Source organism: Dyadobacter fanqingshengii (assembly GCF_023822005.2).
Lineage (GTDB): Bacteria > Bacteroidota > Bacteroidia > Cytophagales > Spirosomataceae > Dyadobacter > Dyadobacter fanqingshengii.
Genome location: NZ_CP098806.1, coordinates 2,768,983 through 2,791,199 on the forward strand (window position 1 = coordinate 2,768,983; position 22,217 = coordinate 2,791,199).

A 22,217-nucleotide genomic window follows, 5' to 3' on the forward strand; every position below is an offset into this window, starting at 1 on the left:
AAAACAAATATATCAAAGCCGGATCAAAGTTTCCAAATCTCCACCTGTATTCGCGTTGCATTTATGAACGTGCAAGGTGGCAACAGCGACAATACACCCTCAAAAAGCGAAGCCGTCAAATCCACTTGAAACAGGGAGGTTAATATATCTCCCTGATCCTATTAAACCGCGTTTTGATGTTTACTTTTTTAGCGATTTGATATATAAAATCATCGATTCAATGTCAGGATCCGTAAGAATACCCACGAACGAGGGCATTTCTTCATTATAACCTTTTACGATGTGATCTCCCGGTTTCAGAATGGATTCCCTGATGTATTTTTCATCGGCAGTCGTCGTCGTTCCGTCCTCGAAAACACGTTTGGAGCCATACAAATTCTGGAATGGCGGGCCATACATTCCGTCTGTTTTGGTTCCTTCCGAGTGACAGCCAGCGCAAGCCATTTTTTGAAAAATTTCCCTGCCATGATCCGCTGAAACCACAACTGCTTTTTCAGGAGCCGCCGTAACTTCTGGTTTCTTAACATCCAAAAGCGCCAGATCAACATTGCTGAATCCAGAAGATTTCAGATCCATATTTTCGGCTTTATTGACTGTAAACCAGAAGCTATCATTCATTTTTTTGCCATCTGCCGCAGCCAGTTTGTACGAAACTTCCACTTGCATTACTTTGGCCATTTCCGGCACTAGTAAGAGCACTTTTTTACGATCCGCAGACAAGTAAGAGGCCACAGCCGACATTGTTTCTTCACCCGAAGTTCCATCCATTTTAAAGTGTCCCGAGCCGTATTCTTCTGTACGCTGGTAATTCCATCTTTTGATAGCAAAATTACCTGGATCAGTGGCCAATTTCGGATCCAGTTCTGTGTCAAAACCTAGCACAATGCCCTGTTTCCCAGCCTTAAACTGGTTGGGCAAATAACTCGGTTTACCTGTGTAACGCAGGCGCAGCAACGCGCTGATTCCCGTCGAAGTCGAGCCCCACAAATTGAAGCCAGCCACATAAAGCTGCCCATCAACCGGGTTCATAATGCCTTTGGAAGTTGGAGCCGGATAATCGGCATGAATGACGGAGACGCCGCCCTGAATTACTTTGGAAGAACTATCAATTAAAACCCTGAACAATCCTGGTCTGCCAAATGAAAAATGGATCAAACTGCCATTGAGCGGACCCATTTTATCACCAGTAATCCACGCCTGACTAATGGCCGAGCGGTCCACCCTATGCGGAATCCACGTCAAAGGAGGCGCTATTTCCGGATTATCCGAGCGATGCATGGTGGGCTGAACGCCGTAATAATCCCCCTTTTTGATCATATAAATCGGCGTGGACGGAACAAAATTTCCCTGCTGGTCGGATGAAGTAAGGATGCCTTTTTCGGGATGAATGCCCAGATAAGGACCTCTCAGGCCCGTCGCAATTACCTCCGATTTCAGCCCGTCCAAGCTGATTTTTAAGATAGCACCATTCTGACTTGATCCCGATCTGAAACCTTTTCCCGTTTTTGAAGTCATGCCCGGCCCATTGTCCAGACTTCCGCCTTTTGCAATGTAAAAACTACCGTCTGGTGCCGTCACCATGTCCGCTGCCCATTCCCGCGATTCCGCCGACTGTTCCATGACATTGGAAAAATTCTCATAAAAATCCGCGACGCCATCTTTATTAAGATCGTGCAATTTCACGATGCCTTCTCTCCCAAAAACAAACACCTGATCCTTCACGATTTCAATGCTCATGGGTTCATGAAAACCAGAAGCAAACCGCGTCCATTTCAAATTTTGCAGGTTTTTATCAATTCCCTCGATCATCCAGACGTCGCCCTCAAATGTTACTACGCTAGCCCGCCCGTCTTTGAAAAACGCTACATCCGCCACCCGAACATTACGCTTCCAGGGATTTGGTAAGGGCAATGTCAATTGGTCCGTCACGAATGCGGCTGTGCCCGGCGCGAGTTTTCCTTTGGTTAACACGGTTTCTTTCCAAAGCGCAGGGCCACCTTTCTTGTAATCGGGAATGGTGACCTTTGCTTTTTTGCAATAATTTTCAAATGCTTTTTTAAGTCGGGCAGGCCCTTTCCAGATGACAACTGTTTCGTTAACAGGTTTTTGAGAAGCCGAAACTTTCACAGTCAAAAACTGATTACCAGCAATTTCGGGCTGCAATGAGCCGCCTTTGCCCAAAATACCAACAGCCGTCACCGTATCCTTATTTGCGCCTTGATACAAATAGACAATTTTACCTTTAACCTCTGAACCTGTTGCATTGCGCACTTCGCCGGCTGTCAGGAAAATGTCTTTCGAAATGTTTTCAAACTGAAATGCTCTGGTGAAAACGGTTTGATCTTCAAACTTCGCGCTCCCCGGCAACTCGGCAACATCAGCATTACCCACCGAATAATTAAGAACAGCCTGATTTCCATACACATACACACCCTTCCACCGTCCTCGCTCAGCGGGCATTGGCGCCCAGGTGGGCTGTTTTATTTCGTTGATTTTGGATAAATCACCGGAGAAAGGTTTTTCCAGCGTCCAGCCCGGATAAAGGCCAGTGGCTATTTTGGCATCGCCCGTGAGCGAGGCGATTTTGTTATTTTTATTAAAGAAGTCCTTGTAAGAAATCTGCGCCATCAAAACCATTGGCAAATATTTCCCTGTCCAGGCCACCGACCAGCGCAGAAGATCCGTATCAAAACATACATAAGCATCACCGCCGAGCTGCAAAGCCAATGTCCTTGCCGCCATATTGTCCTGTGGATAAGCAGGCCCGAGCTTGCGCGCATCGACCGATGTAGCAATGTAAGGAAAACCGGCTTCTATAAACGTACCGAGTTCCAGCGAATCTTTGTAATTCGAAACGACCGTTTTGTTGTCCGTATAGCCGGTCAAAAAAATAGATCCTAATGTCAAAATACACATCCAGATCGCCCCGAGGTGTTTACGGCAATGTTTCAAAATAATGAGCATGGTTAATCGCATAATAAAAGAACATGTTCAAAAGTCGGTTGTAGTTTGAAAGTTACTTGCATGAGCATTTGAAAACTGAAAGAACTCGTGCAAAACCGCAATAAATTCAATAAATTTAACATTCGTCGGTTTACAAAATCACTAAACTAATAAGGATATGAAAAAGATGTATTTTCTGTTGGCTCTGGGCTGCGCCGGACTCATGCTCTTGGCCGGAACCAGCCGCTTTTCACGCGGAAATTATGGTTTGGTCAAAGGAACACCGGAAATAAAATCGATCAGCGGCCTGGCATTCGGCCCGGACGGGATTTTGCTCGTTGGAGACTCAAAAAGCGCGACCGTTTTTGCTATCGACACCAAAGACGCTGCCAGCGCAACGCAAGCTCCCAACATTGAAATCAAGAATATTGACCAGAAAATTGCCGCCTTGTTAGGCACTGATGCACAGAACATTACGATCCAGGATATTGCTGTCAATCCCATTTCCAAAAATGTATACTGCGCCGTTCAATCCGGCGATGGCACACCGGTTTTGTTTAAAATTGCGGGCGATAAAATTGAGGCAGTGAGCACCAAAGACGTCATGTTTTCGAGCCTGACATTGAACGGTGCTCCGTCGGAAGAAGCGAAAGACAAAAGAGGCAATTCGTTACGTGTTTCCGCCATTTCCGACATTGGTTTTGCCGATGGGAAAGTGTTGGTAAGTGGTCTTTCCGGCCAGGAATTCGCCTCAACTTTCCGCAGCATTCCCTTTCCATTTAGTGATAAGCAAGATCAGGCAACGCTTGAAATTTACCACGCAGCACACGGAAAATACGAAACATTGTCCCCTATCCGCACTTTTACAACGGCTGAGATCAGTGGTAAAAAATATTTGGTTGCCAGTTACACCTGCACGCCTTTGGTGCTCTTTCCTTTGGATGAGCTAAAACCAGGCTCCCATGTAAAAGGCCGGACCGTTGCTGAAATGGGCAGCGGAAACTCGCCTATTGACATGGTAACGATGAAAAAAGGCACCGAATCATTTCTGATGATGGCCAATTCCAGTCGTCCGGTTTTCAAAGTAAAATACAAAAGCATCGAGACATTCCAGGGCTCACTTACTACGCCGGTTGAAGAAAACTTTGCTACGGCAGGCGTTGATTTCGTTTCGCTGCCCGTAACCAATGTGATTCAACTGGACAAGCTGGATGACACGAGAATGGTTCTGCTGCAACGCAGATCAAACGGAAGCTTAGACCTTTGGACGTCCAGTGAGCGTTATTTGTAAGCAGCTGATTTTTAGGGAGATCAGGCTAAACACGATGTTTGGCCTGATCTTTTTTGTTTGGACTTCAATGTCCGGATGCAAGAAAAAGGAACAAGATGACCGTATTACCATTCGCTGGAAAGAAAAAAAGGCGGTTAGCGTATCATTTCCAGGTCAAAAACTGGAATCTGTATCAGAAGACGCTCTTCCAAAACTGGTTAAAATTACACGTAAAAGCAGTGAAAATCAGGTCGCTATCTTGGGAGAATTTTCAAAAGAAGGCGATTTAGTTGTTTTTGAACCCCTTGTCCCATTCACCCGCGGACTTGATTATCAGATATATATTCAAAATCAAAATTCAGGCACATTCGGTATTCCGATGGCAGACGCTTCTGACGCCCCGGAGCTCGTCCAATTTTTCCCGTCCGCAGACACGCTCCCTGAAAATCTTCTGAAAGTTTTTTTGCACTTTACCCATCCTATGCGCGAAGGCCAGTCGGGCAAATTTGTAACATTAATAAAAAATGGCTCCGACACTATACATGGAGCATTTCTCGATCTCCAACCAGAACTCTGGAACGAAAACCGCACCATTCTGACGCTCTGGCTCGATCCCGGCAGGATAAAAAGAGACCTTCAACCCAACAAAAAACTAGGCACTCCGCTGCAAAATCATGCTTCCTACCAAATAATCGTCTCTCGTGAATGGCAGGACACGAATGGTGGAAAATTGAAAACCGCATTCAAAAAAACCTTTATCACCACATCCCGCGACAGCATTTCACCCGCACCAGCGAGGTGGAAACTCGCGTTGCCTAAAAAAGGAACAAACCAACCCATAAAAGTACATTTCAAGGAATCCCTCGACCACAGCCTCCTCACAGAAACCCTCTCTATAACCACGGTTAACGGCCAGCCGTTAACCGGTAAATGGCGCATCGGCCCGAAAGAAAAATCCGCCCAATTCACCCCTGGCGGGCCCTGGAATCACGACAATTACATCCTTCAAGTTGAAACCAGACTCGAAGATCTGGCCGGAAACAATATTAACCGTCATTTTGACCGGGATGTTTCGAAGGAAAGCAGGCCCCTTTCTTCTGCCGAAATAATCAATATTCCCTTCAATACTCAAAAGTAAAAGGCAAGGTCTTGCCGATTAATAACTCAAACCAGCACCTGGCTCATCGGATAGTGTAACAACGCAAAAGCTGCGCAATTTTTATCCAGCGCATTAAGGAAATGCGTCCATACACTTTGTAAACCTTGCTATGTTATGAAGAAAATCTTTCTACTTTTTACACTCTTATGGTTTCACCAAAAGCTATTTGCTCAAACTGTTGGGAATGTCGGCATCGGCACTTACTACCCTGATCCGAGTGCGGCGCTGGATATCTATGCTACTAATAAGGGCGTGCTGCTACCTCGTATTTTCCTGCAATCTACCACGGATGCAGGTGCTATTCAAAATCCCGAACGAGGGTTGCTGATTTTTAATACCAATCCTGGACTACTGGATAAAGCAGGGTTTTATTTTAATATCGGGACGCCCGCTAGCCCTTCTTGGAAAAATTTGGAAGAAAACATCAAGCTACCGTTCACTCAGGCAGAAGCGAGTCCTGTGGCTCTATTTTCTGTTAAAAACACCGCATCATCTGGCAATTCAGCCGCCATTGGAGCTTATGCAGACAATGGCCAGGCGATAGCAGGCATCTCTTCCAGTGGAACGGCGGTGTATGGAACCAGTCTCCAAACCGGGACCGCGGTGTATGCTTCTTCAACCTCAGGACTCGCCTTGGAGGTCGACGGGAAACTCAAATATATTAGCTCTGGAAATGCACACGGAGTAGGCAAAGTGCTAACATCGGACGGAATTGGCAATGCTTCTTGGGAAACGCCGGTTAATGAATTTGACAATATTTTCAATGGATTTTATGCTAGCGGCATCTTGGGAGGTGGGAGCCAGAACATGTCAGAAAATAGCTTTGTTAAAATCGCATTTGCGAGTCAAAAATACGATATCGGGGCAAATTACAACGATGTCAATATGTCTCCTCATAGCACTTTCAATGCGCCAAAACAAGGAATTTACCATTTCGATGTGATGGTTAGATGGGAAAAGGCAGGCCCAGATGATCCTTTTGGCCCTACAATGAAACTTGTCAGAATTAGAAACGGTGTCTCCACTGAATTATCCGAAAGCAGAGCAACGTCAACAGATGGATTTCACACATCACATATAGCTATCGACTGCGAATTAGAGCAAGGTGATCTGGTGAATGTGATTGCAAGAGCATATGGATCGCAGGTGGCGCTGGGAATGTCTGATAGGGATGCACATTTCAACGGGCATCTCGCCATTGAACTTTAAATATTCTACCACCAATAATTTGCACAATAAATGAAAATTTTATTTACCTCATTCGTGATAACGTTACTCTGGCAAAACGCGTTTGCACAAAGTGTCGGCATAAATACAAACTCTCCACACCCAAGCTCAATCTTAGATGTTAATAGCACAAGCAAAGGTGTTTTATTTCCAAAAATTTCATTGCAATCGGCAACTGACAAATTTACGATTCCCAATCCTGCAAATGCTCTACTCCTTTATAATACCAATACGCAGATGGGCACCGAAGGATTTTATTACAATTCCGGAGATAGCAACAATCCACTTTGGCAATTGCTTGGAACGAAATTAAGTTTCCCTTTTAGCCAAATCGGTAGCAGCAACGTAGCTTTATTCTATATATCAAATACAGGAAGTTCGCCAAATTCAATCGCAATTTCCGGATCTTCACAGGTAGTAGGTGTTAGAGGTGCTTCCGATGCAGGCATTGGCGTTTCCGGAACCAGTTCAAGCGGCGTAGGAGTTTTTGCTTCAAGCACATCTGGGCTTGCATTACATGTTTTTGGGAAACTTAAAATCGCAGGAAATGGTCAATCTCCTGCGAGTGGCAAGATACTAACATCAGATGCCGCTGGTAATGCAACCTGGCAATTTCCAGCCGTAAACTTAATCGCATTTTCAGAAGTCGGAATTAACGGAGGAGGAAATATCAATTCATCTGGCGGGGCTGATTATGTGACCGTGAATTTCGGCACTGTTGCTTACAATCTGGGCGGAGCTTACAGCGCTGCTTCCAACAGTTTCACAGCCCCTGTTAGCGGAATTTATCATTTCGACGCCATGGTTGAATGGACCCACCCTAATCTAACTTTCAGTCCGACTTTGCAATTGATAAAGAATACAGGTAGCTCATTAGTGGAAATTGCCCTAGATTTCAAATACCAAGCAGTTTCAAAACACACTTCTATAATAACAATTGATTGTCAGTTACAGCAAGGTGAGGTAGTATTTGTTAGGGGAAAATCCGGAACCAATGGCATCGAACTGGAAACTTCAAATTCAACCGCTCACTTCAATGGAAGGCTTCTGCAAAAACTCTGATGCTTAACATGTCCAATTTTCACCCGATTAATCATCGTTCGTTTATGAAAACAAAATATATTGTAGTGGCACTGGTTGTATATTGGTCTGTCTCGTCTCCTGCATACGCGCAACTTAAAACGGGCGATAACAGCTTTTTTATTTCTCCCGGTACGATAGTGACCGTCAGTTCGCTGTCATTGACGCCCACCGAAGCTACCAACTTAAATAATAACGAGATCACACATTCCAGCGAACCGGTCGTTGGTAAACCAACTGGTAGTATAAATCGGGTTTATAAGCTTGCGAACCCGTTTTCGTTTAAGGGAAAAGTGCTGATAACATATCTGGAATCGGAGTTGAATGGAAATTCTGAGGATATGCTGCAACTGGCTAGTGCCGGTGCGAATGAGGTTTACCAGATCCCAACCAACAAAAGCACGGCTGACCCTCTTGGGAATAATGTCCATGAAACGGGTGACTGGACAAATGTCAATTTCATCACAGCGACTTCTTCCGGCAGCGTGTTGCCAGTTACGCTTGTGGATTTTGTGGCCGCTCAAAGGGAAAATGATGTTGTGCTGACTTGGAGCACTTCGTTTGAAGCAAACAGCAATTTCTTTGAGATACAACATAGCACAGACGGCAAAAACTGGCTGGCATTGGGAGAAGTGAAATCAAATGGTGACAGCAAAATTGAGCGTACATATTCATACGTACATCAGCGACCGTTAGCAGCTGAACATTATTACCGGTTACGAATGGTTGACAACGACGGAAGCTATGCGTTCAGCCGAATCCGAAACATTCGTGTGGGAAATAACCTGGCTATTGCGTTCCATCCCAATCCCGTCACCGATTGGCTTACTATTGAAATGCCGGATGTGCAGTCATTGGACAATGTTAAAATTATCAGCAAATCAGGCAGAGTGGTTTATGAAGCGAATAAAAGTCAGTTTCAGCAACTTCCCGACAGTGCAATTAATCTAAAACAACTTACCGCCGGCATTTATGTAATACAAGTCAGGGAGCAGGATGGGACATTGCATTCCTCTAAGTTGATTAAAAACTAACCATTTAGACAATCAACTTATATCCAATCCCCCCGGATATCAATGATCTGGATTTGAGGATCATCCTTTAAGTGACGGCGCAGCTTGGTGATAAAAACATCAAGACTGCGTCCGTTGAAAAAGGAATCGTCTACCCAGAGTTCCAATAGAGCAGCATAGCGCCCTAAGACCTGGTTGCATTGCTCGTGAAGACTGCGAAGAAGTTTGGATTCTCAATGGGTTAAAGGTGTTTCGCAAATTCGGCGTTTAATTGCTCATGACTTGCTTGTATTTTCCACTGCTCAATTCCTTTTTCATAGCCGTAAAGCTGATAATCGGCCCCTGGCAAGCAAACGAATTGACTACCCACGCAGGCAACAGACCGCCCGGATCGACTTGCAAAGTGTAATCCAGCTTCACGTGTTCTTTATCCAGCGGGATAATTTTCCAGACATTGGACGAATGGTTAATGCGAACTTTACCTTTTTTCGGAGAAACCAAACCCGGCACTGCGGGTGCGTTAACCGTCACAATTTTTGTCACAGGATCTTGGAAAACTTCCATATGCGTCACGAAATCCCTGTTTTCTATCGGCCACGGCAATGACACTTCTGTATAGTAGTAAAGTTCAGTTGGGGACACTTTTCGGACCAGCGAACAAACCTTTGTATGACAGACCCACTTTTCTGCTGCTTTCACATCCAGTAACAATGCAAGCACTTCTTGAACACTGGCTTTCACAACACACTCCGCCTTTAATGCTTTAATTTTCGAGTCGGAGACCGTTTTGGCATAAACCTTTATGCCCTCCTTTTCGACGGCCAATTTCCAATCCGACTGGCCAAGAACAAGGAAGTAAAGCAACAGAAAAATGATGATCGCCTTGCTCATAACAATGCAAAAATCGCAATTCTGACCACTCAGCCTCAATCATAAAATGACCAATCGCTAGAAAACACGGATCAATTGACAGAAAACCGGTTTCGAATGACAAGTGTGGACCAATTCATCACCACTTATCCAGCCCGAGCAGCTTCCTTCCAAGTTCCGACAGCTCGGCCCTCTCAAATTTGGTTTTCTCCCAATTTCTCGGATCCCCGGGGAATGCGTAACCTGTGGGAGCTTCCCTCTCCTGCCAGGATTTAATCCGCCATTGGCGCAAGGCTTCATCCTCTTCCTGAGCCGGCATCATGGAAATATATTGGGCGAGGCGCACCTTATCTTTACTACGATTTGGCCTGATGCCATGCGGCTGAGAGCTGTTAAAAATCAGCAGATCACCCGCCTGCATCTTCACTTTCACCAGATCGAAACCGGTTGTATCCGGCTGAAAATGATTACGATCATCAGGTTGCGTCAGTTTCCAGGTGTCGTAAGTTCGGAAAAGCTCCGGGATACACTGGAACCCACCCATATTTTCATCATCCTGATCCGCCAGGGCTAACACGCCTTGCACATTTTGCGGTTTTGTTTCGGGATCATAATCCCAGTGAATGAAGCCTTTATAATCAAATCCGGGCCGCAACGGCAAGTTCAGATTGGCTCGATCGATCGTCACCCAGAGCTTTTCCGTCCCCCATATGTCCGTAAACGCCTGATGAACTTTTGGAAACTGGCGGTTATCCCACAAATACTGATGGTTGTAAATTTCAACCATTCCCGTGTTTGTTAACTCCTTCATTTTCATCTCCGCACGCGCAGGTGCATACCAGGTTTCGGGATCATTCGGATCTTTTTCTTCGAATTCCCAAAGAAAATCCGCCAGCTTCTTGACCTGCTCTTTCGGCACTGCATCCTTAATTACGATGTAGCCATTTGTGATCCAAAAATCCCAATCCTCCTCCGTCATCAACCCCAGCGGCCTCCCATTACTTCTGTCATTCAGTTTCACATTGCTTGATTTCGCAGTCGATGGATTTCCCGGAATGTCGGTATGCGCATTGCCCGGCACCATTGTCGCAGCCATTGTTTGTTGTTCCATGCTATAATATTATTACGTGAATTTATATAACAAAGCTATCATCCAAAGAGCCGCTACGCCACCTTTCCAGTAACCAAAATTTGCTCTCCATTGATATTAATGTCTGGAACTTTATGTATTTTAGTCAATAGCAACACATAAATATGGACTTGAAACTATGAAGATCATTCGGGAAGAAATTACTCCAAGCGAGGGAAGCTCATTTAAAGTGCTGCTGACTCCCGGACTGAATGACACGTTCTTATGGCATTTACATCCTGAGTATGAGATCGTTTATGTGGAAGGAACCAGCGGCACGCGCCATGTGGGCGACCATACGTCGGTTTATGAAGGAAGTGATTTGGTTTTTATTGGTCCAAATATCCCGCACCTCAATTTCGATTATGGCGTTCGAACTGATTGTGAGCAGGTTATTATTCAGATGAAAGAAAATTTTTTAGGCAAAGATTTCTTGAATATCCCTGAATTCGCCCCAATCAAAACCCTTTTTGAAAAGTCTCATTACGGACTATCATTTTCCGGCCAAACAAAGAAAGCCATTGGCACACAGTTGAAGCAACTCCCTGATCTTGATCATTTTGACCAACTTATATTATTGTTGCAAATCCTCAGAACATTGGCTGCTTCCGAGGAAGTCATTACGCTGAATGCATTGCCTGCGGGTAATAAATCCTTGCAAAAGGAGCAGCACCGCATGGATTCGATCTACAAATATGTGGAATTGCATTACGACCAAAGTCCGGACGTGAATGTCATTGCAGAGCACGTTAACCTTACCACGGCCGCATTTTGCAGGTTTTTTCGAAAAAATGCCAAGATGACTTTTACTGACTTCGTGAATATATATCGTATAAATCAAGCCAAAAATCTGCTATTGCAAAACAAAACTGTCTCGGAGACCTGTTTTGCCGTCGGTTTTGAAAGCCTCTCTTACTTTAATAAGCTTTTCAAGAAAATCGTGAGCGAAAATCCGTCTGACTTCAGGAAAAAATACCTAACCTAAATTTCTGAATAACGCGTCAAATTCGAACTTGCGCGCTTCAAAACAGGCTCTGTCAATACTTTATGAAAAATATTTCAGATATTTTTAGTGTCAAATATTTGATATTTAAAATAACATTATTATTTTTACATCAGGATTACACTTCATCAACATAAATTATGAAACGGGTTCACATCAACAACAACCATTGGAATACACTGGCCAGCATCCGGCACCACATGTATGAATATCTGTTGGTATTTTCATGTGATAAGGTTACAGAAGCTTTGCTACATAATGTCAAGCGGTATTTCGAAGAGAATTATGGCTGCGCATATGCAGCCAACCTGGTGCCTCACCTGACACTCTTCAAATGCACGATCCACGAAAACAAAGTGGATCGCATTATCCAGGGTTTCGAGAAGGTGGCCCGTCATGCATCCCCGTTATCCATTTCGCTTACCCAGTTTAAAAAGTACGAATACGGCACATTCTATGTCGACCTGGAAACCAGCGCATCGGATCAGGTTGTCGATTTGGCTAAAAGACTGAAAATGGAGGTGGGAAGTCACGTACGACAATGGGCGCCGGGAGAAAATCATTTCTGCGACGACCCGCATTTTACCATTGCCAGAAATATGAGCGCTCTGCAAACGGCCAAGGCTGCAATAGACTGGCTTTACCGCGAGTTTCTGGCCACTTTTCAAGCCAGCGAAATGATCCTGCTCAGGAGATCACTGATCACAGGCTCCAAGTACGAGCAAATTGCAACATTTCCCCTTCTTGGAATCCCTGGAGGCTGTTATACACAAGGTTCATTGTTTTGAAATGTTTGTTTCATGGCGCGCAGGGTGGCGCGTCATGAACAACATTCAATGTTGATGGTTCGAACAACGTCGATGGTTAAAACAATGTTGATGGTTCAAACAAAAATATAAAAGGGCGCGGCTCTGCAAAGAGTAAATGTTTAAATTGCGTAGAGGATGATGTGGTGATTCAGTATCACTCGTCGCCAAAACCTGAACCAGCTACCTTTATGAAAATAAATTTCCTTTTCAAATCATTCATCCTGGTCATTGCTACGTTTACAGCGAATGGGCAGTCTTTTAATAACTTCCCCGTTACGACGCAGAAGCCGCCGCTACACGCAAAACATTGGATCGGCATTACCGGCAAACCGATGGCCGCCACGGCAGGCGCGATGATATTCAGTAAAGGAGGAAATGCTATTGATGCATCTTGTGCCATGCTGGCTGCCACTTGTACCATGTGGGACGTATTGAGCTGGGGCGGTGAAACGCAGGCTTTAATCTATAACCCGAAGACGAAGAAGGTGATCGCAATTAATGCGATTGGTGTAGCGCCAACTGGTGCAACAGCCGATTTTTTCAAGAACAAGGGCATGAAATATCCGCCCGAGTACGGCCCTCTGGCTGCAACAACGCCCGGAACGGCTGGCGGATTAATGACAATGCTGGCGGAATACGGCTCCATGTCTCTGAAAGAAGTGCTTGCACCAGCCATGCAATTGGCAGAAGGATATCCGATCGAAGCACAGACCGCCAATGCCATTGAACGCGACAAAGGCGAAATTAAAAAATGGCCTTACTCGACCAAAGTGTTTCTCCCCCATCTCGGATCGAAGCGGGAAGCCCCGGACGCCGGTGAGATTTTTGTTCAAAAGGACCTGCTGGCAACGCTCCAAAAACTGGTCGATACGGAGCAGGAAGCATTGAAAAAAGGCAAAAACAGAAAGGATGCCATCTATGCCGCTTATGATCGTTTCTACAAAGGGGACATTGCCAAGGAAATCGCCAGAGGAACCCAGGAACAGGGCGGCCTGATCACAGAACAGGATATGGCGAACTGGAAAGTCAAAATCGAAGAGCCGCTGATGACCTCTTACCGGGGCATTGATGTTTATAAAATGCAGCAATGGACACAGGGACCGGTTTTGCTGCAAACATTAAACATGCTGGAAAATTTTGATCTGAAAAGTATGGGTTATAACTCGTCGCGTTATGTGCATACTTTGTACCAGACAATGAATTTGGCCTTTGCCGACCGTGACTTTTACTATGGTGATCCGGCTTTTGCACCCGAAGAACCGATGAAAGGTTTGCTTTCAAAAGAATATGCCAAGGAAAGGATCAAGCAGATTAATTGGGAAACGAATGATGCCAAGGCGCTTCCGGGAGATCCATATCCATTTGAGGGCAAGAAAAATCCATATGCCGATCAGATCAAATCCTGGGGAAACTTCCATGCTTCGCTCAACCGCAATGCGAATGGATTGAATGAGAAATATATGGAAGAATTCACAGCCGGAACCACTTCCGTTGAAGCAGCGGATGAAGAGGGCTGGGTTGTGAGCATTACGCCTAGCGGCGGGTGGGTGCCTGCGTGCATTGCAGGTAATACAGGTGTGGGATTAAGTCAACGTATGCAGTCATTCGTTCTGGATCCGAAAGAAAATCCATTTAATGTTGTGGAACCAGGGAAGCGCCCCCGGGTAACATTGACGCCAAGCCTTGCACTCAAAGATGGAAAGCCATTTCTCTCCTTCGCAAAACAGGCTGGTGATGAGCAGGATCAATTGCTGCTTCAATTCTTTTTGAATGTAGTAGAGTTTGGAATGACAGTCCAGGAAGCAACCGAGGCGCCAAGTTTCAAAACATTGCAGATGTACGCGAGTTTTGGAGCACATGAAAAGGAACCGGGAGGCCTGATCCTGAACCAGGCAATGCCTGATTGGTCGAGGAAAGAACTTTCCAGAATGGGCTATAAACTGTATTACCAGCCAAGAACGAGCGGTCCCATCAATGCCATTTATTTTGACTGGCAGCATAAAAGTTTCTGGGGTGGATCAAGCAACCATGGCGAGGATTACGGCATTGGCTGGTGATCGCGGTCAATGATACGCATCATTCCGAATGTAGGCGCAAAATGGACCTGCTGGTAGAATGGAGCTAGGTGTTCGGACGAGAAGAGCGCCACCATGGCTTTGTTTGTCGCGTTCTCATCCAGCCAGCGCGTGAGTTCCTGCATGATTGCAGTGCCAACGCGTTTTCCCTGCCAGTCGGGGTGGACCATGACATCTTTTACATAATAGAAACTAAACCCGTCGCCGAGTAGCAATGCGCAGCCGATTACATCGCCATTGTCAGAGTTTTCTGCGACAACGGTCGCTTGCATGAAGTCAAGCTGCGTCTGCAACATTTCATCGGTTGCATTGTTGGACCAGCCTACGGCTTCAAATAAGCTACGATATTGGGTTACGGTTGGCTTTTTTACAAGAATGCTAACGTTGTCCGGTAATTTTTCGGAACGACCTTTTTTGTAGTTTGTCGGAGCAGCAAAGGTTATATAGTATCCATTATTATCCTTGATCACATATTCGGTAAGCCCGTAAATCTGCTTTGATAACGGCATCGTGATTTCAGCCTGATTATTCTGATGTATTTGATAAAGCAACTCGATATTCCGCACCCGGATCCACATTGAATGCCCGTGTTGGGTGGCGGCCAATGTTGGGTTATGCGAAAACTGGACAAACGCGCCGTGCCATGAAACTCCGCCGTGCGTAGGCGGGTCGCCCCAGGTCCATTGGTTGGGAAAACCCAACACGTCCTGCCAGTATTTTATAGTTTCAGCCACGTTGTGAACTGAAAGAACTGGTTCCGCATGGGAGAATGAAGGTTGCTGGCTATCATCCATGTGCTTTGAAATAGGTTACGCCGACACTTTATTTTGGAATTGCACGATGATAACAAAGTTTGTTAAATATTATTATATTTATTAAAACTATGACTATCACAATGAGACAACTATACAGTCGCCTGCTCATTTGCCTGATTTCCATTACAATAATAGCGTTTTCCACAGCATTCGCGGTTCAAGAAGCCAAAGAAAAGGACTGGTTTCCTTATTACGATTTCGATCCGGCCGTTTTTCAAAGTGCGCCGCGTGCTTACGGGCCTTTGACGCGTTGGTGGCTCCCAGGTAATGACATTTCCAGCGACGAGCTCCAACGGGAGATCCGCATGTTTGCTGACAATGGTTTCGCGGGCGTAGAAGTGCAGCCGCTCACGCAAGGTTTGAACCCAAAAGCGCCAAAGGGGCAACGCGACCGCGTTTATAGCTGGGATACACCCTCCTACTATGCACATATCGCGGCCTTAATGGAACAGGCAAAAAAGTCAAAGGTGATTGTGGATATGAACGGCGGCAGCGGGTGGCCACTGGGCGGATCATTTTTCGATCCAAAAGAAAGCATGAAAACGCTCGCAGTGTCTGATACAATACTCGGTGCGGGTCAGAGTTTTAAAGCTCCGCTTCCCAAACCGGGCAATCACGCACCAAAAGCGACGGGCATGATGGCGGCAATGATGACTAAGAATTTTGTCGATGATAAATGGGCGGTTCCACTGAGCATCATCGCCGCGAAGGTGGAAAAAGTAACTGATCATCAAACTGTTCTTGATCCTAAAACGATTGTCGATCTAACTAAAAACATTCAAAGCGGGACGCTGGACTGGAAAGCACCGGATGATGGGAAATGGCAGATTGTCGTAACCTGGAAAATCCCTTCCGGCGAAAAGCCCTCTCTTATTGCATCCGAAAAAAACAACTATGTAATCGATCATCTGGACCCCGTGGTTGTAACCAAAACTTATGAATACTTGCTAGGCCGCAGGACCGGACTGAACAAATATCACGGCAAGCCCATACGCGCCATTTTTAATGATAGTTACGAATTCCATACAGACCGGATCATTTCGCCCGATTTTCTGGAAAAATTCCGGACGTTGAATGGTTATGACATTACACCTTATCTCGCTTCCTTGTTCCAGAAAGGCTACGATCATCCCGTTTATCTCGCCAATATGTATGTCGACGCGAAACCTCCTGTGGTTTTCAACGAAAAAGACAACTGGCGGATGATGCATGATTATGATAGAACCGTTAATGAGGTTTTTAAGAAAAACTTTATCGGTGCTTCTAACGGCTGGCTGGGTAGTCGCGGAATGTTGCACCGCACGCAGGCCTACGGCTTCCCGATTGATGTTATTGGCGCTGCGGGATCTGCGGACATTCCGGAAGCTGAGCAATTATTTGCAGAGGGCTCGGAGGGTTATCTAAAACTCGTGACATCCGGTGCGCATTTAAATAACAAACCTGTGATTACCCAGGAATCATTTGTGTCGATTTTGAGGGCCGAAATGACCACGCCGCAAAAAATCAAAATGTGGGCGGACAAGTCGCTGGCTTGCGGCATTAACCAGCTTATTTACCACGGCACACCCTACAAATACAACAATGGCGAGTACGGCCCGGAAGGCTGGAACACCTGGTCATCGCCTTTTCTGCCTTTTGTGAATTTCTCAACGGGTATGAATGAAACAGATCCTTTTTGGAAGGATGTCAAGCAGATCAACGCGTATCTCGCGCGCTGCCAATATGCATTACGGGCGGGCAAGCCAAAAACAGATGTGCTCATTTACATGCCTTTCATCGATTTTACGGAGGATCAACTTGCGACGAATCCGGAAGAAATCCTGGAACGCGGTTATCTGAAAGGCATCGAGCCCGACATCCAGGGATTTGGTGTTTTTAAAGCGCCGGATACGCGCATTAACCGTTGGTACAAAAAACTTTGGCCGATCATTAATGAGCTGGAAGCCAATGGCATAACCTGGGAATTTGTGAATGATGAATCGCTTCAAAAAGCGACTTTAATTGGTAAGAACTTTGCCATTGCCGGCAACAATTATCAGGCGCTGATCGTGGCCAACTTGCCATTTATCGATCTCAATACGGCTAAAAAAATAAACACAATCGCCAAAGCCGGCGCGTCCGTGTGGATGGACGGCGCATTGCCCGAAATACAGCCTTCTTATCACGATTTTGATGCAAATGATAAGCTTGTGAAACAAATCATGGAGGAAACTGCCGGCCAGAAAACGGCTTTAAAGTGGGATTCAAAACCATATAAAAGCATTGTGCAAAAAATCAATTTTACCGGAAAGATGGATTTTACACGGCAGATAGTCCGTGAAATGAAAGATGGAAGTGAAGTTCGCTTCTTTTGGAATAAATCGGATCAATGGCAGACATTGGAATTAAAAATCGGTTCAGAATTCAGGGAATACTATTGGCTGAACGCCGAAACAGGTCAGTTGACTAAAGGACAAGCAACCGCTACGTATGACCTTGCGCCCTATGGATCCGTAATCCTGTATGCAACTTCAAAGAAAATACCAGAAAATATCCTTTCTCAGCCCATTGCATCTTCCAGAAAAGCTTCTGAAATCGTAAAAGTTGAAAATTGGACATTAGGAGTTGACCAAACCAATCTGAACGATCAGAATTTGAAAGACTGGCGGCAAATTGAGGACTTAAAATTCACAAGCGGTGAAGGCATTTACCGCTCTAAGTTCACTGTGCAGAATATGGAACCAAACGCCAATTATTTCCTCGATTTAGGCAAAGTGTATTACACGGCCGAAGTCACCATTAATGGGAAACCCGCTGGCAAAAGGCTGTTTACACCTTTTGAATTAAATATTACCAAACTATTGAAAGCAGGTGAAAACGAGATCGAAGTGAAAGTGGTAACGTCCCGCCGCAATGGATTTATTGGTGAAGCAGTGAAAGGAAATCCGTTGTATCTCCAATTCAAGGGACAGGAAAAAACCACGGTTCCAGCGGGCCTGGTCGGGCCTGTCGTTCTCAAAAAGCTGTAAAATGCTATGCTGGAAAACACTAAACAAACCTTTTAGCTTCCAGCACGGACACAATTTCATGTTGCCCACGGCTTTTTGCCCAGGATATAGGCTGCGCCCATGTCTTATCAATCGGCAAATTTGGATCGGCGCCTTTTTCAAGGAGAAATCTGACCATTTCTGTTTTGCCATATTTAGCTGCCCAGCCTAGCGGAGTGGAGCAAAGCTCGTCATCTAGAACATTGATTTCGGCGCCGTGCGATATGAAGATCGCTGCATTATCCAGATCACCCCTTTTTGCAAAACGATGCATTGGTCTGACATTAAGCCAGTTGGTATAATTCGGATTCATTCCATGCTGGAAAAGCAACTCGCTCAGTTCCCGACTTTTGGTCGGTTCGTCGGGCCCACTGCTCTTTACGCCGACGGCAATTCTTTTGGGCAGTTCCGGCTGATAACGAAGCATTAGCCGGACAAAACTGTCATTGCCCTCGCTGGCCGCATTTTCAAGCGCTTCGGGATCATTGGCTTTTTCGGGATTAGCTGCGAAAACCGCCGCAGCGGTCTGAATATCACCATAATAGGCCAATAAATGTATTTCGCGTGCCGCTCCGTAAGAACAAAGCAGTTCCACCATTGCCTTATCCTCCCGGTTGATTGCGGCAGACAATGTATCTGCCGAGCTCTCAATCGGGACATTGGGATAAGCGCCGTGATCCAACAGCAGCTTTACAATTTCGTGATGACCATAAACCACCGCCGAATGCAATGCATGGCCTTTTGGCGCAATGCCTTCCTCAGGCAAATTGGGGTCAGCACCATTGTCCAGCAACAATTTCACAATGTTGATATGCCCCGCCATGGCGGCATTTTTGATCGGCGCGCCGGAACCAGGATAATAACTCACATAATCCGAAACGCGGTTGGCCAGGGACGGATCATCATTCAACAATTCACGAACCCTTACCTCATCGCCTTTAAGCGACGCCATGCAGATGTCCAGGTAAGCGCCATGGGCGAGCAGGATTTTATAAATTTCATGGGGCTTGACGGCATCTTCGGGCACATCGCGCCAGCCCCGATATGCGTAATCCCCGTTGGTGAGCTGGATAGGACGTGCGCCATCGGGTCGTTGTGCATGAATGTCAGCTCCCTTAGACAGCAATAAACTAATCATGTCAGGCTGCCTGCTCATGACCGCCCAATGAATCGGTTGGTTACCGCTATCGTCCCGCGCATGCAGATAATCTTCTGAAACATTTAACAAGTGCTCCACCCTTTCAAGGTTGCGATGCCGGATGGCGTCAGCAATTTCATTCCCTTGCCACGACCCTTTTTCCTGCGCCATGGCGGATTCCAGAAGCTGTTGCATTTGCCCATAACCGCGGTCGCAGGCGATCTGTACCAATGTGTCGTCGGTGCCCGACTTTACGGGACTTGCCTTGTGCGCAAGCAGGTAAGCTGCTGCTTCGAGCTGGTTTTCCTGAACTGCAAAAGCCATGGGTGTTCGATATTCAAACTCACCGCGGACCAGCGATGCGTCTTTTTGCAACAATGATTTTATCGTTTCAAGATCCCCGTTTTTAGCCGCACAGAACATTGCCCAAACGTCCGTTCCTGATCCTGTTGACCAGAACAGCCGTTCATTTTTGCTGAGCGCATCGGGTCGGGTCATAGCGAACTTTAAGATCCTGTAAAAGAGTAAACTACACCCGAAGTTTAGCAATTTTTGGGTTAAAATGAAAACACAGTAACGGATTCTATTTGGGTGTCCTCACCAGTTTTTGCGTGGAAAGAAACTTGTTTTTATTTCGAGACTGTTAGTTGCTTAACACCAGCCGTTTGCAGATAAGCCATTGCCGCCACCCATAATGCTACGCCTGCTATCATTAAGTATCCGATTAGCGACAGACTGAACATTTGAAACAAAACGACTGTAAAACTGGCAATCACCCAGAGCGTATCCAGCGCGATAACGAAACGGACCGCACCTGCATTGATAGGATTTTTTATTCCAACCGCAAACACCAACGTCGCAAAAACAGCCAGGAAAATTCCGGTTTCAACAAAAGGAACCGTGCTTTTGATTTCGAAAAGTGAGGCAAAAAAATCGGGGAAGAAGATCAGCCCCAGCCCCGTTGCACCTGAACTGACAGCGTTAAGCAGCATTACATTTTTAAGCGTTTTCATATTGTTAATTGTTTAGATGAATGATTCATTTGAATGATACAAATGTATATTTCATCCTTCGCCCCGGGTTTACCCGCAGACGCCAATTGGTTACCATTTCATGACACCGATTTTTGCCTAAAACATCAATACAGGCTCGTTCCCAGGGACTTCCACAGTAAAATTCTTAATGGTTAACCCTGTTTCCCTCCATTCACTGTTTAAAAATTCGGAATAATGCCGGTTATAGTTCACCAAAGCCTCCTGCCAGGGCTGCATAGGAGCAGCGCAGCACCAAAATTGCATTACGAGCGCATTGCCGTGCAAAAGCAGGTTGGGCAGCAATTGATGCAGATACAATGTTCCGGCTGCATGGCTTACTTTCAGTTTACGATCCAGCTGGTGAATGTCGAAGTCTTCCAGTTTTTGCTCAAAACCGATTTCTGCGAAATTGAACAGCAGATCCACCTCGTAATGCATGTTGATATGGTCGCAAACGGAAATAATATCTTGCGTTACCGCGTCGTCTGTTTGGAAATGCTGCACGTGGACGCCAGCATGTTTTTCTATTTTATGTCTTAATGATTCCAATGCCGGAAGCTCCTTGCCCAGCAGGATCAAATGTCTTTTTTGCATCGCCAGTTCCATGGCCGCGGCGCTTCCCCAAAGCGTATCCGCGCTTCTGATTACAGAAAAATTCATAGTTTGTTTTCAAAAAAATCCCAGCTCGTTTTAAGGTAAACACGCTTGAAGTTGTCACACCCGTGCAAACCGATGCCATTCAATGCATTCCAAAACCTTTTGCAAATAAAGACAGCTTCAAAATGAAACGAAATACTGATTTATCATTACAAACCAAATCACAAACCGGCTTTGGCCCGCATACAAATTCGGCTGACGATCCGGGAAAAAAGCCATTTCAATTCGACGGAACCGAACAGTATGTGCTCGAAAAGCAGCTCGCTATGATCCGCACAATGGCCCAGCTAAGCAGCAGCGGCGTCACGGTTTATGATATGCAGAATGATATCCATATTTTCACTTCCAAACAGTTTTACAAGATTTACGGATACGAAATTGGTGAGCTGCAAACCAACATTAACAACGAAGTCTACGACAGCAAGATCCATCCCGATGATCTGGAAGAACTGAAAAAGAACGGTTATGAAGCCATGCAATTCATTATGAATGTGCCAGCGGAAGCGAGGAAACAATATAAGATGGTGAGTGAATACCGGATTCTGAATGGCCATAAAAAATATATGCACGTGATCGAGCAACAGCAAATTTTGGAGCAAGATGCGCTGGGAAATATCTGGCTTTCATTGGGTGTGATCGACATTTCACCAAACCAGACCGATATGCAGGGCGTGAAATATCAGATCAATAATTTTCATACAGGTGAGCTTATCCATCTTGCCGAACCAACCGAAAAAGGCAGCTTAACCGATCGCGAACTAGAAGTCCTTAAAATGATCAGCGCCGGAAAACTGAGTAAGGAAATTGGGGGGCTCCTGGAAATCAGCGTGCATACGGTAAACACGCACCGGCAGCGCATTCTTGAAAAACTGCGCGCCGATAATTCCATAGAGGCCGTGAACATGGCCAAACGGAATGGCTTGATCTGATGCCGCGGTGATTTAGTCCGCCATGCTATTTTTTTAAACA

Annotated in this window: 17 protein-coding genes and 1 pseudogene; 10 read left to right on the top strand and 8 right to left on the bottom strand. The window is 45.6% G+C overall.

Annotation, left to right across the window (positions count from 1 at the left end):
• Positions 1-180: 180 nt before the first annotated feature.
• Entirely contained in the window at positions 181-2,964 is a 2,784-nt protein-coding gene (locus NFI81_RS11555; protein WP_234612286.1) for a DUF6797 domain-containing protein, read from the bottom strand.
• A 157-nt stretch (positions 2,965-3,121) separates the two neighbouring features.
• On the opposite strand from NFI81_RS11555, the gene NFI81_RS11560 reads away from it, so the two are divergent.
• The 5 genes from NFI81_RS11560 to NFI81_RS11580 all read left to right on the top strand — a co-directional run bounded on the left by NFI81_RS11560 (position 3,122) and on the right by NFI81_RS11580 (position 8,713).
• On the top strand, positions 3,122-4,234 hold the full coding sequence (locus NFI81_RS11560; RefSeq protein ID WP_234612285.1) for a hypothetical protein: 1,113 nt from the start codon (positions 3,122-3,124) through the stop codon (positions 4,232-4,234).
• A 67-nt stretch (positions 4,235-4,301) separates the two neighbouring features.
• Positions 4,302-5,351 (top strand): Ig-like domain-containing protein, encoded by a 1,050-nt coding sequence (locus NFI81_RS11565; protein ID WP_252176054.1) that lies wholly within the window; start codon positions 4,302-4,304, stop codon positions 5,349-5,351.
• Positions 5,352-5,486: 135 nt separating this feature from the next.
• A complete protein-coding gene (locus NFI81_RS11570) occupies positions 5,487-6,581 on the top strand; it encodes a phage tail-like protein (protein ID WP_234612283.1) in 1,095 nt (364 codons plus the stop codon).
• Positions 6,582-6,611: 30 nt separating this feature from the next.
• Complete coding sequence (locus tag NFI81_RS11575; RefSeq protein ID WP_234612282.1) at positions 6,612-7,661, top strand: phage tail-like protein; 1,050 nt, start codon at positions 6,612-6,614, stop codon at positions 7,659-7,661.
• Positions 7,662-7,705: 44 nt separating this feature from the next.
• Positions 7,706-8,713: a T9SS type A sorting domain-containing protein gene (locus NFI81_RS11580; protein ID WP_234612281.1), complete on the top strand. Its 1,008-nt coding sequence runs from the start codon at positions 7,706-7,708 to the stop codon at positions 8,711-8,713.
• Positions 8,714-8,730: 17 nt separating this feature from the next.
• Here NFI81_RS11580 and NFI81_RS11585 read toward each other — a convergent pair.
• The 3 genes and pseudogenes from NFI81_RS11585 to NFI81_RS11595 all read right to left on the bottom strand — a co-directional run.
• A pseudogene (locus tag NFI81_RS11585) lies at positions 8,731-8,865 on the bottom strand (DNA-binding response regulator); the annotation flags it as partial.
• Positions 8,866-8,959: 94 nt separating this feature from the next.
• Positions 8,960-9,583 carry an START domain-containing protein gene (locus NFI81_RS11590; protein ID WP_234612279.1) on the bottom strand — a complete coding sequence of 208 codons (624 nt, stop codon included), beginning with the start codon at positions 9,581-9,583 and terminating at the stop codon, positions 8,960-8,962.
• Positions 9,584-9,701: 118 nt separating this feature from the next.
• Positions 9,702-10,673, bottom strand: coding sequence for a phytanoyl-CoA dioxygenase family protein (locus tag NFI81_RS11595; protein WP_234612278.1), 972 nt, complete (start codon positions 10,671-10,673; stop codon positions 9,702-9,704).
• Positions 10,674-10,830: 157 nt separating this feature from the next.
• Here NFI81_RS11595 and NFI81_RS11600 point away from each other — a divergent pair, with 157 nt between their 5' ends.
• The 3 genes from NFI81_RS11600 to NFI81_RS11610 all read left to right on the top strand — a co-directional run bounded on the left by NFI81_RS11600 (position 10,831) and on the right by NFI81_RS11610 (position 14,560).
• Positions 10,831-11,676, top strand: a complete 846-nt coding sequence (locus tag NFI81_RS11600; protein ID WP_234612277.1) for an AraC family transcriptional regulator — start codon at positions 10,831-10,833, stop codon at positions 11,674-11,676.
• 158 nt (positions 11,677-11,834) lie between these two features.
• Entirely contained in the window at positions 11,835-12,482 is a 648-nt protein-coding gene (locus NFI81_RS11605) for a 2'-5' RNA ligase family protein (protein ID WP_234612276.1), read from the top strand.
• A 209-nt stretch (positions 12,483-12,691) separates the two neighbouring features.
• On the top strand, positions 12,692-14,560 hold the full coding sequence (locus NFI81_RS11610) for a gamma-glutamyltransferase family protein (protein ID WP_234612275.1): 1,869 nt from the start codon (positions 12,692-12,694) through the stop codon (positions 14,558-14,560).
• On the opposite strand, the gene NFI81_RS11615 is transcribed toward NFI81_RS11610, so the two are convergent.
• Positions 14,542-15,372: a GNAT family N-acetyltransferase gene (locus NFI81_RS11615; RefSeq protein ID WP_234612274.1), complete on the bottom strand. Its 831-nt coding sequence runs from the start codon at positions 15,370-15,372 to the stop codon at positions 14,542-14,544. The two genes, NFI81_RS11610 and NFI81_RS11615, sit on opposite strands and share 19 nt — an antisense overlap.
• A gap of 101 nt (positions 15,373-15,473) precedes the next feature.
• Here NFI81_RS11615 and NFI81_RS11620 point away from each other — a divergent pair, with 101 nt between their 5' ends.
• A complete protein-coding gene (locus tag NFI81_RS11620; protein ID WP_234612273.1) occupies positions 15,474-18,401 on the top strand; it encodes a glycosyl hydrolase in 2,928 nt (975 codons plus the stop codon).
• 19 nt (positions 18,402-18,420) lie between these two features.
• Here NFI81_RS11620 and NFI81_RS11625 read toward each other — a convergent pair whose 3' ends face one another.
• From NFI81_RS11625 to NFI81_RS11635, 3 genes are all read right to left on the bottom strand, one after another.
• The gene (locus NFI81_RS11625; RefSeq protein ID WP_234612272.1) at positions 18,421-20,055 is read right to left on the bottom strand and encodes an ankyrin repeat domain-containing protein; all 1,635 of its coding nucleotides are present in this window, start codon (positions 20,053-20,055) and stop codon (positions 18,421-18,423) included.
• Positions 20,056-20,186: 131 nt separating this feature from the next.
• A complete protein-coding gene (locus NFI81_RS11630; protein WP_234612271.1) occupies positions 20,187-20,570 on the bottom strand; it encodes a hypothetical protein in 384 nt (127 codons plus the stop codon).
• Positions 20,571-20,687: 117 nt separating this feature from the next.
• Entirely contained in the window at positions 20,688-21,251 is a 564-nt protein-coding gene (locus tag NFI81_RS11635) for an SDR family oxidoreductase (RefSeq protein ID WP_234612270.1), read from the bottom strand.
• A 122-nt stretch (positions 21,252-21,373) separates the two neighbouring features.
• On the opposite strand from NFI81_RS11635, the gene NFI81_RS11640 reads away from it, so the two are divergent.
• Positions 21,374-22,177 (top strand): LuxR C-terminal-related transcriptional regulator, encoded by an 804-nt coding sequence (locus NFI81_RS11640; protein WP_234612269.1) that lies wholly within the window; start codon positions 21,374-21,376, stop codon positions 22,175-22,177.
• Positions 22,178-22,217: the final 40 nt, after the last annotated feature.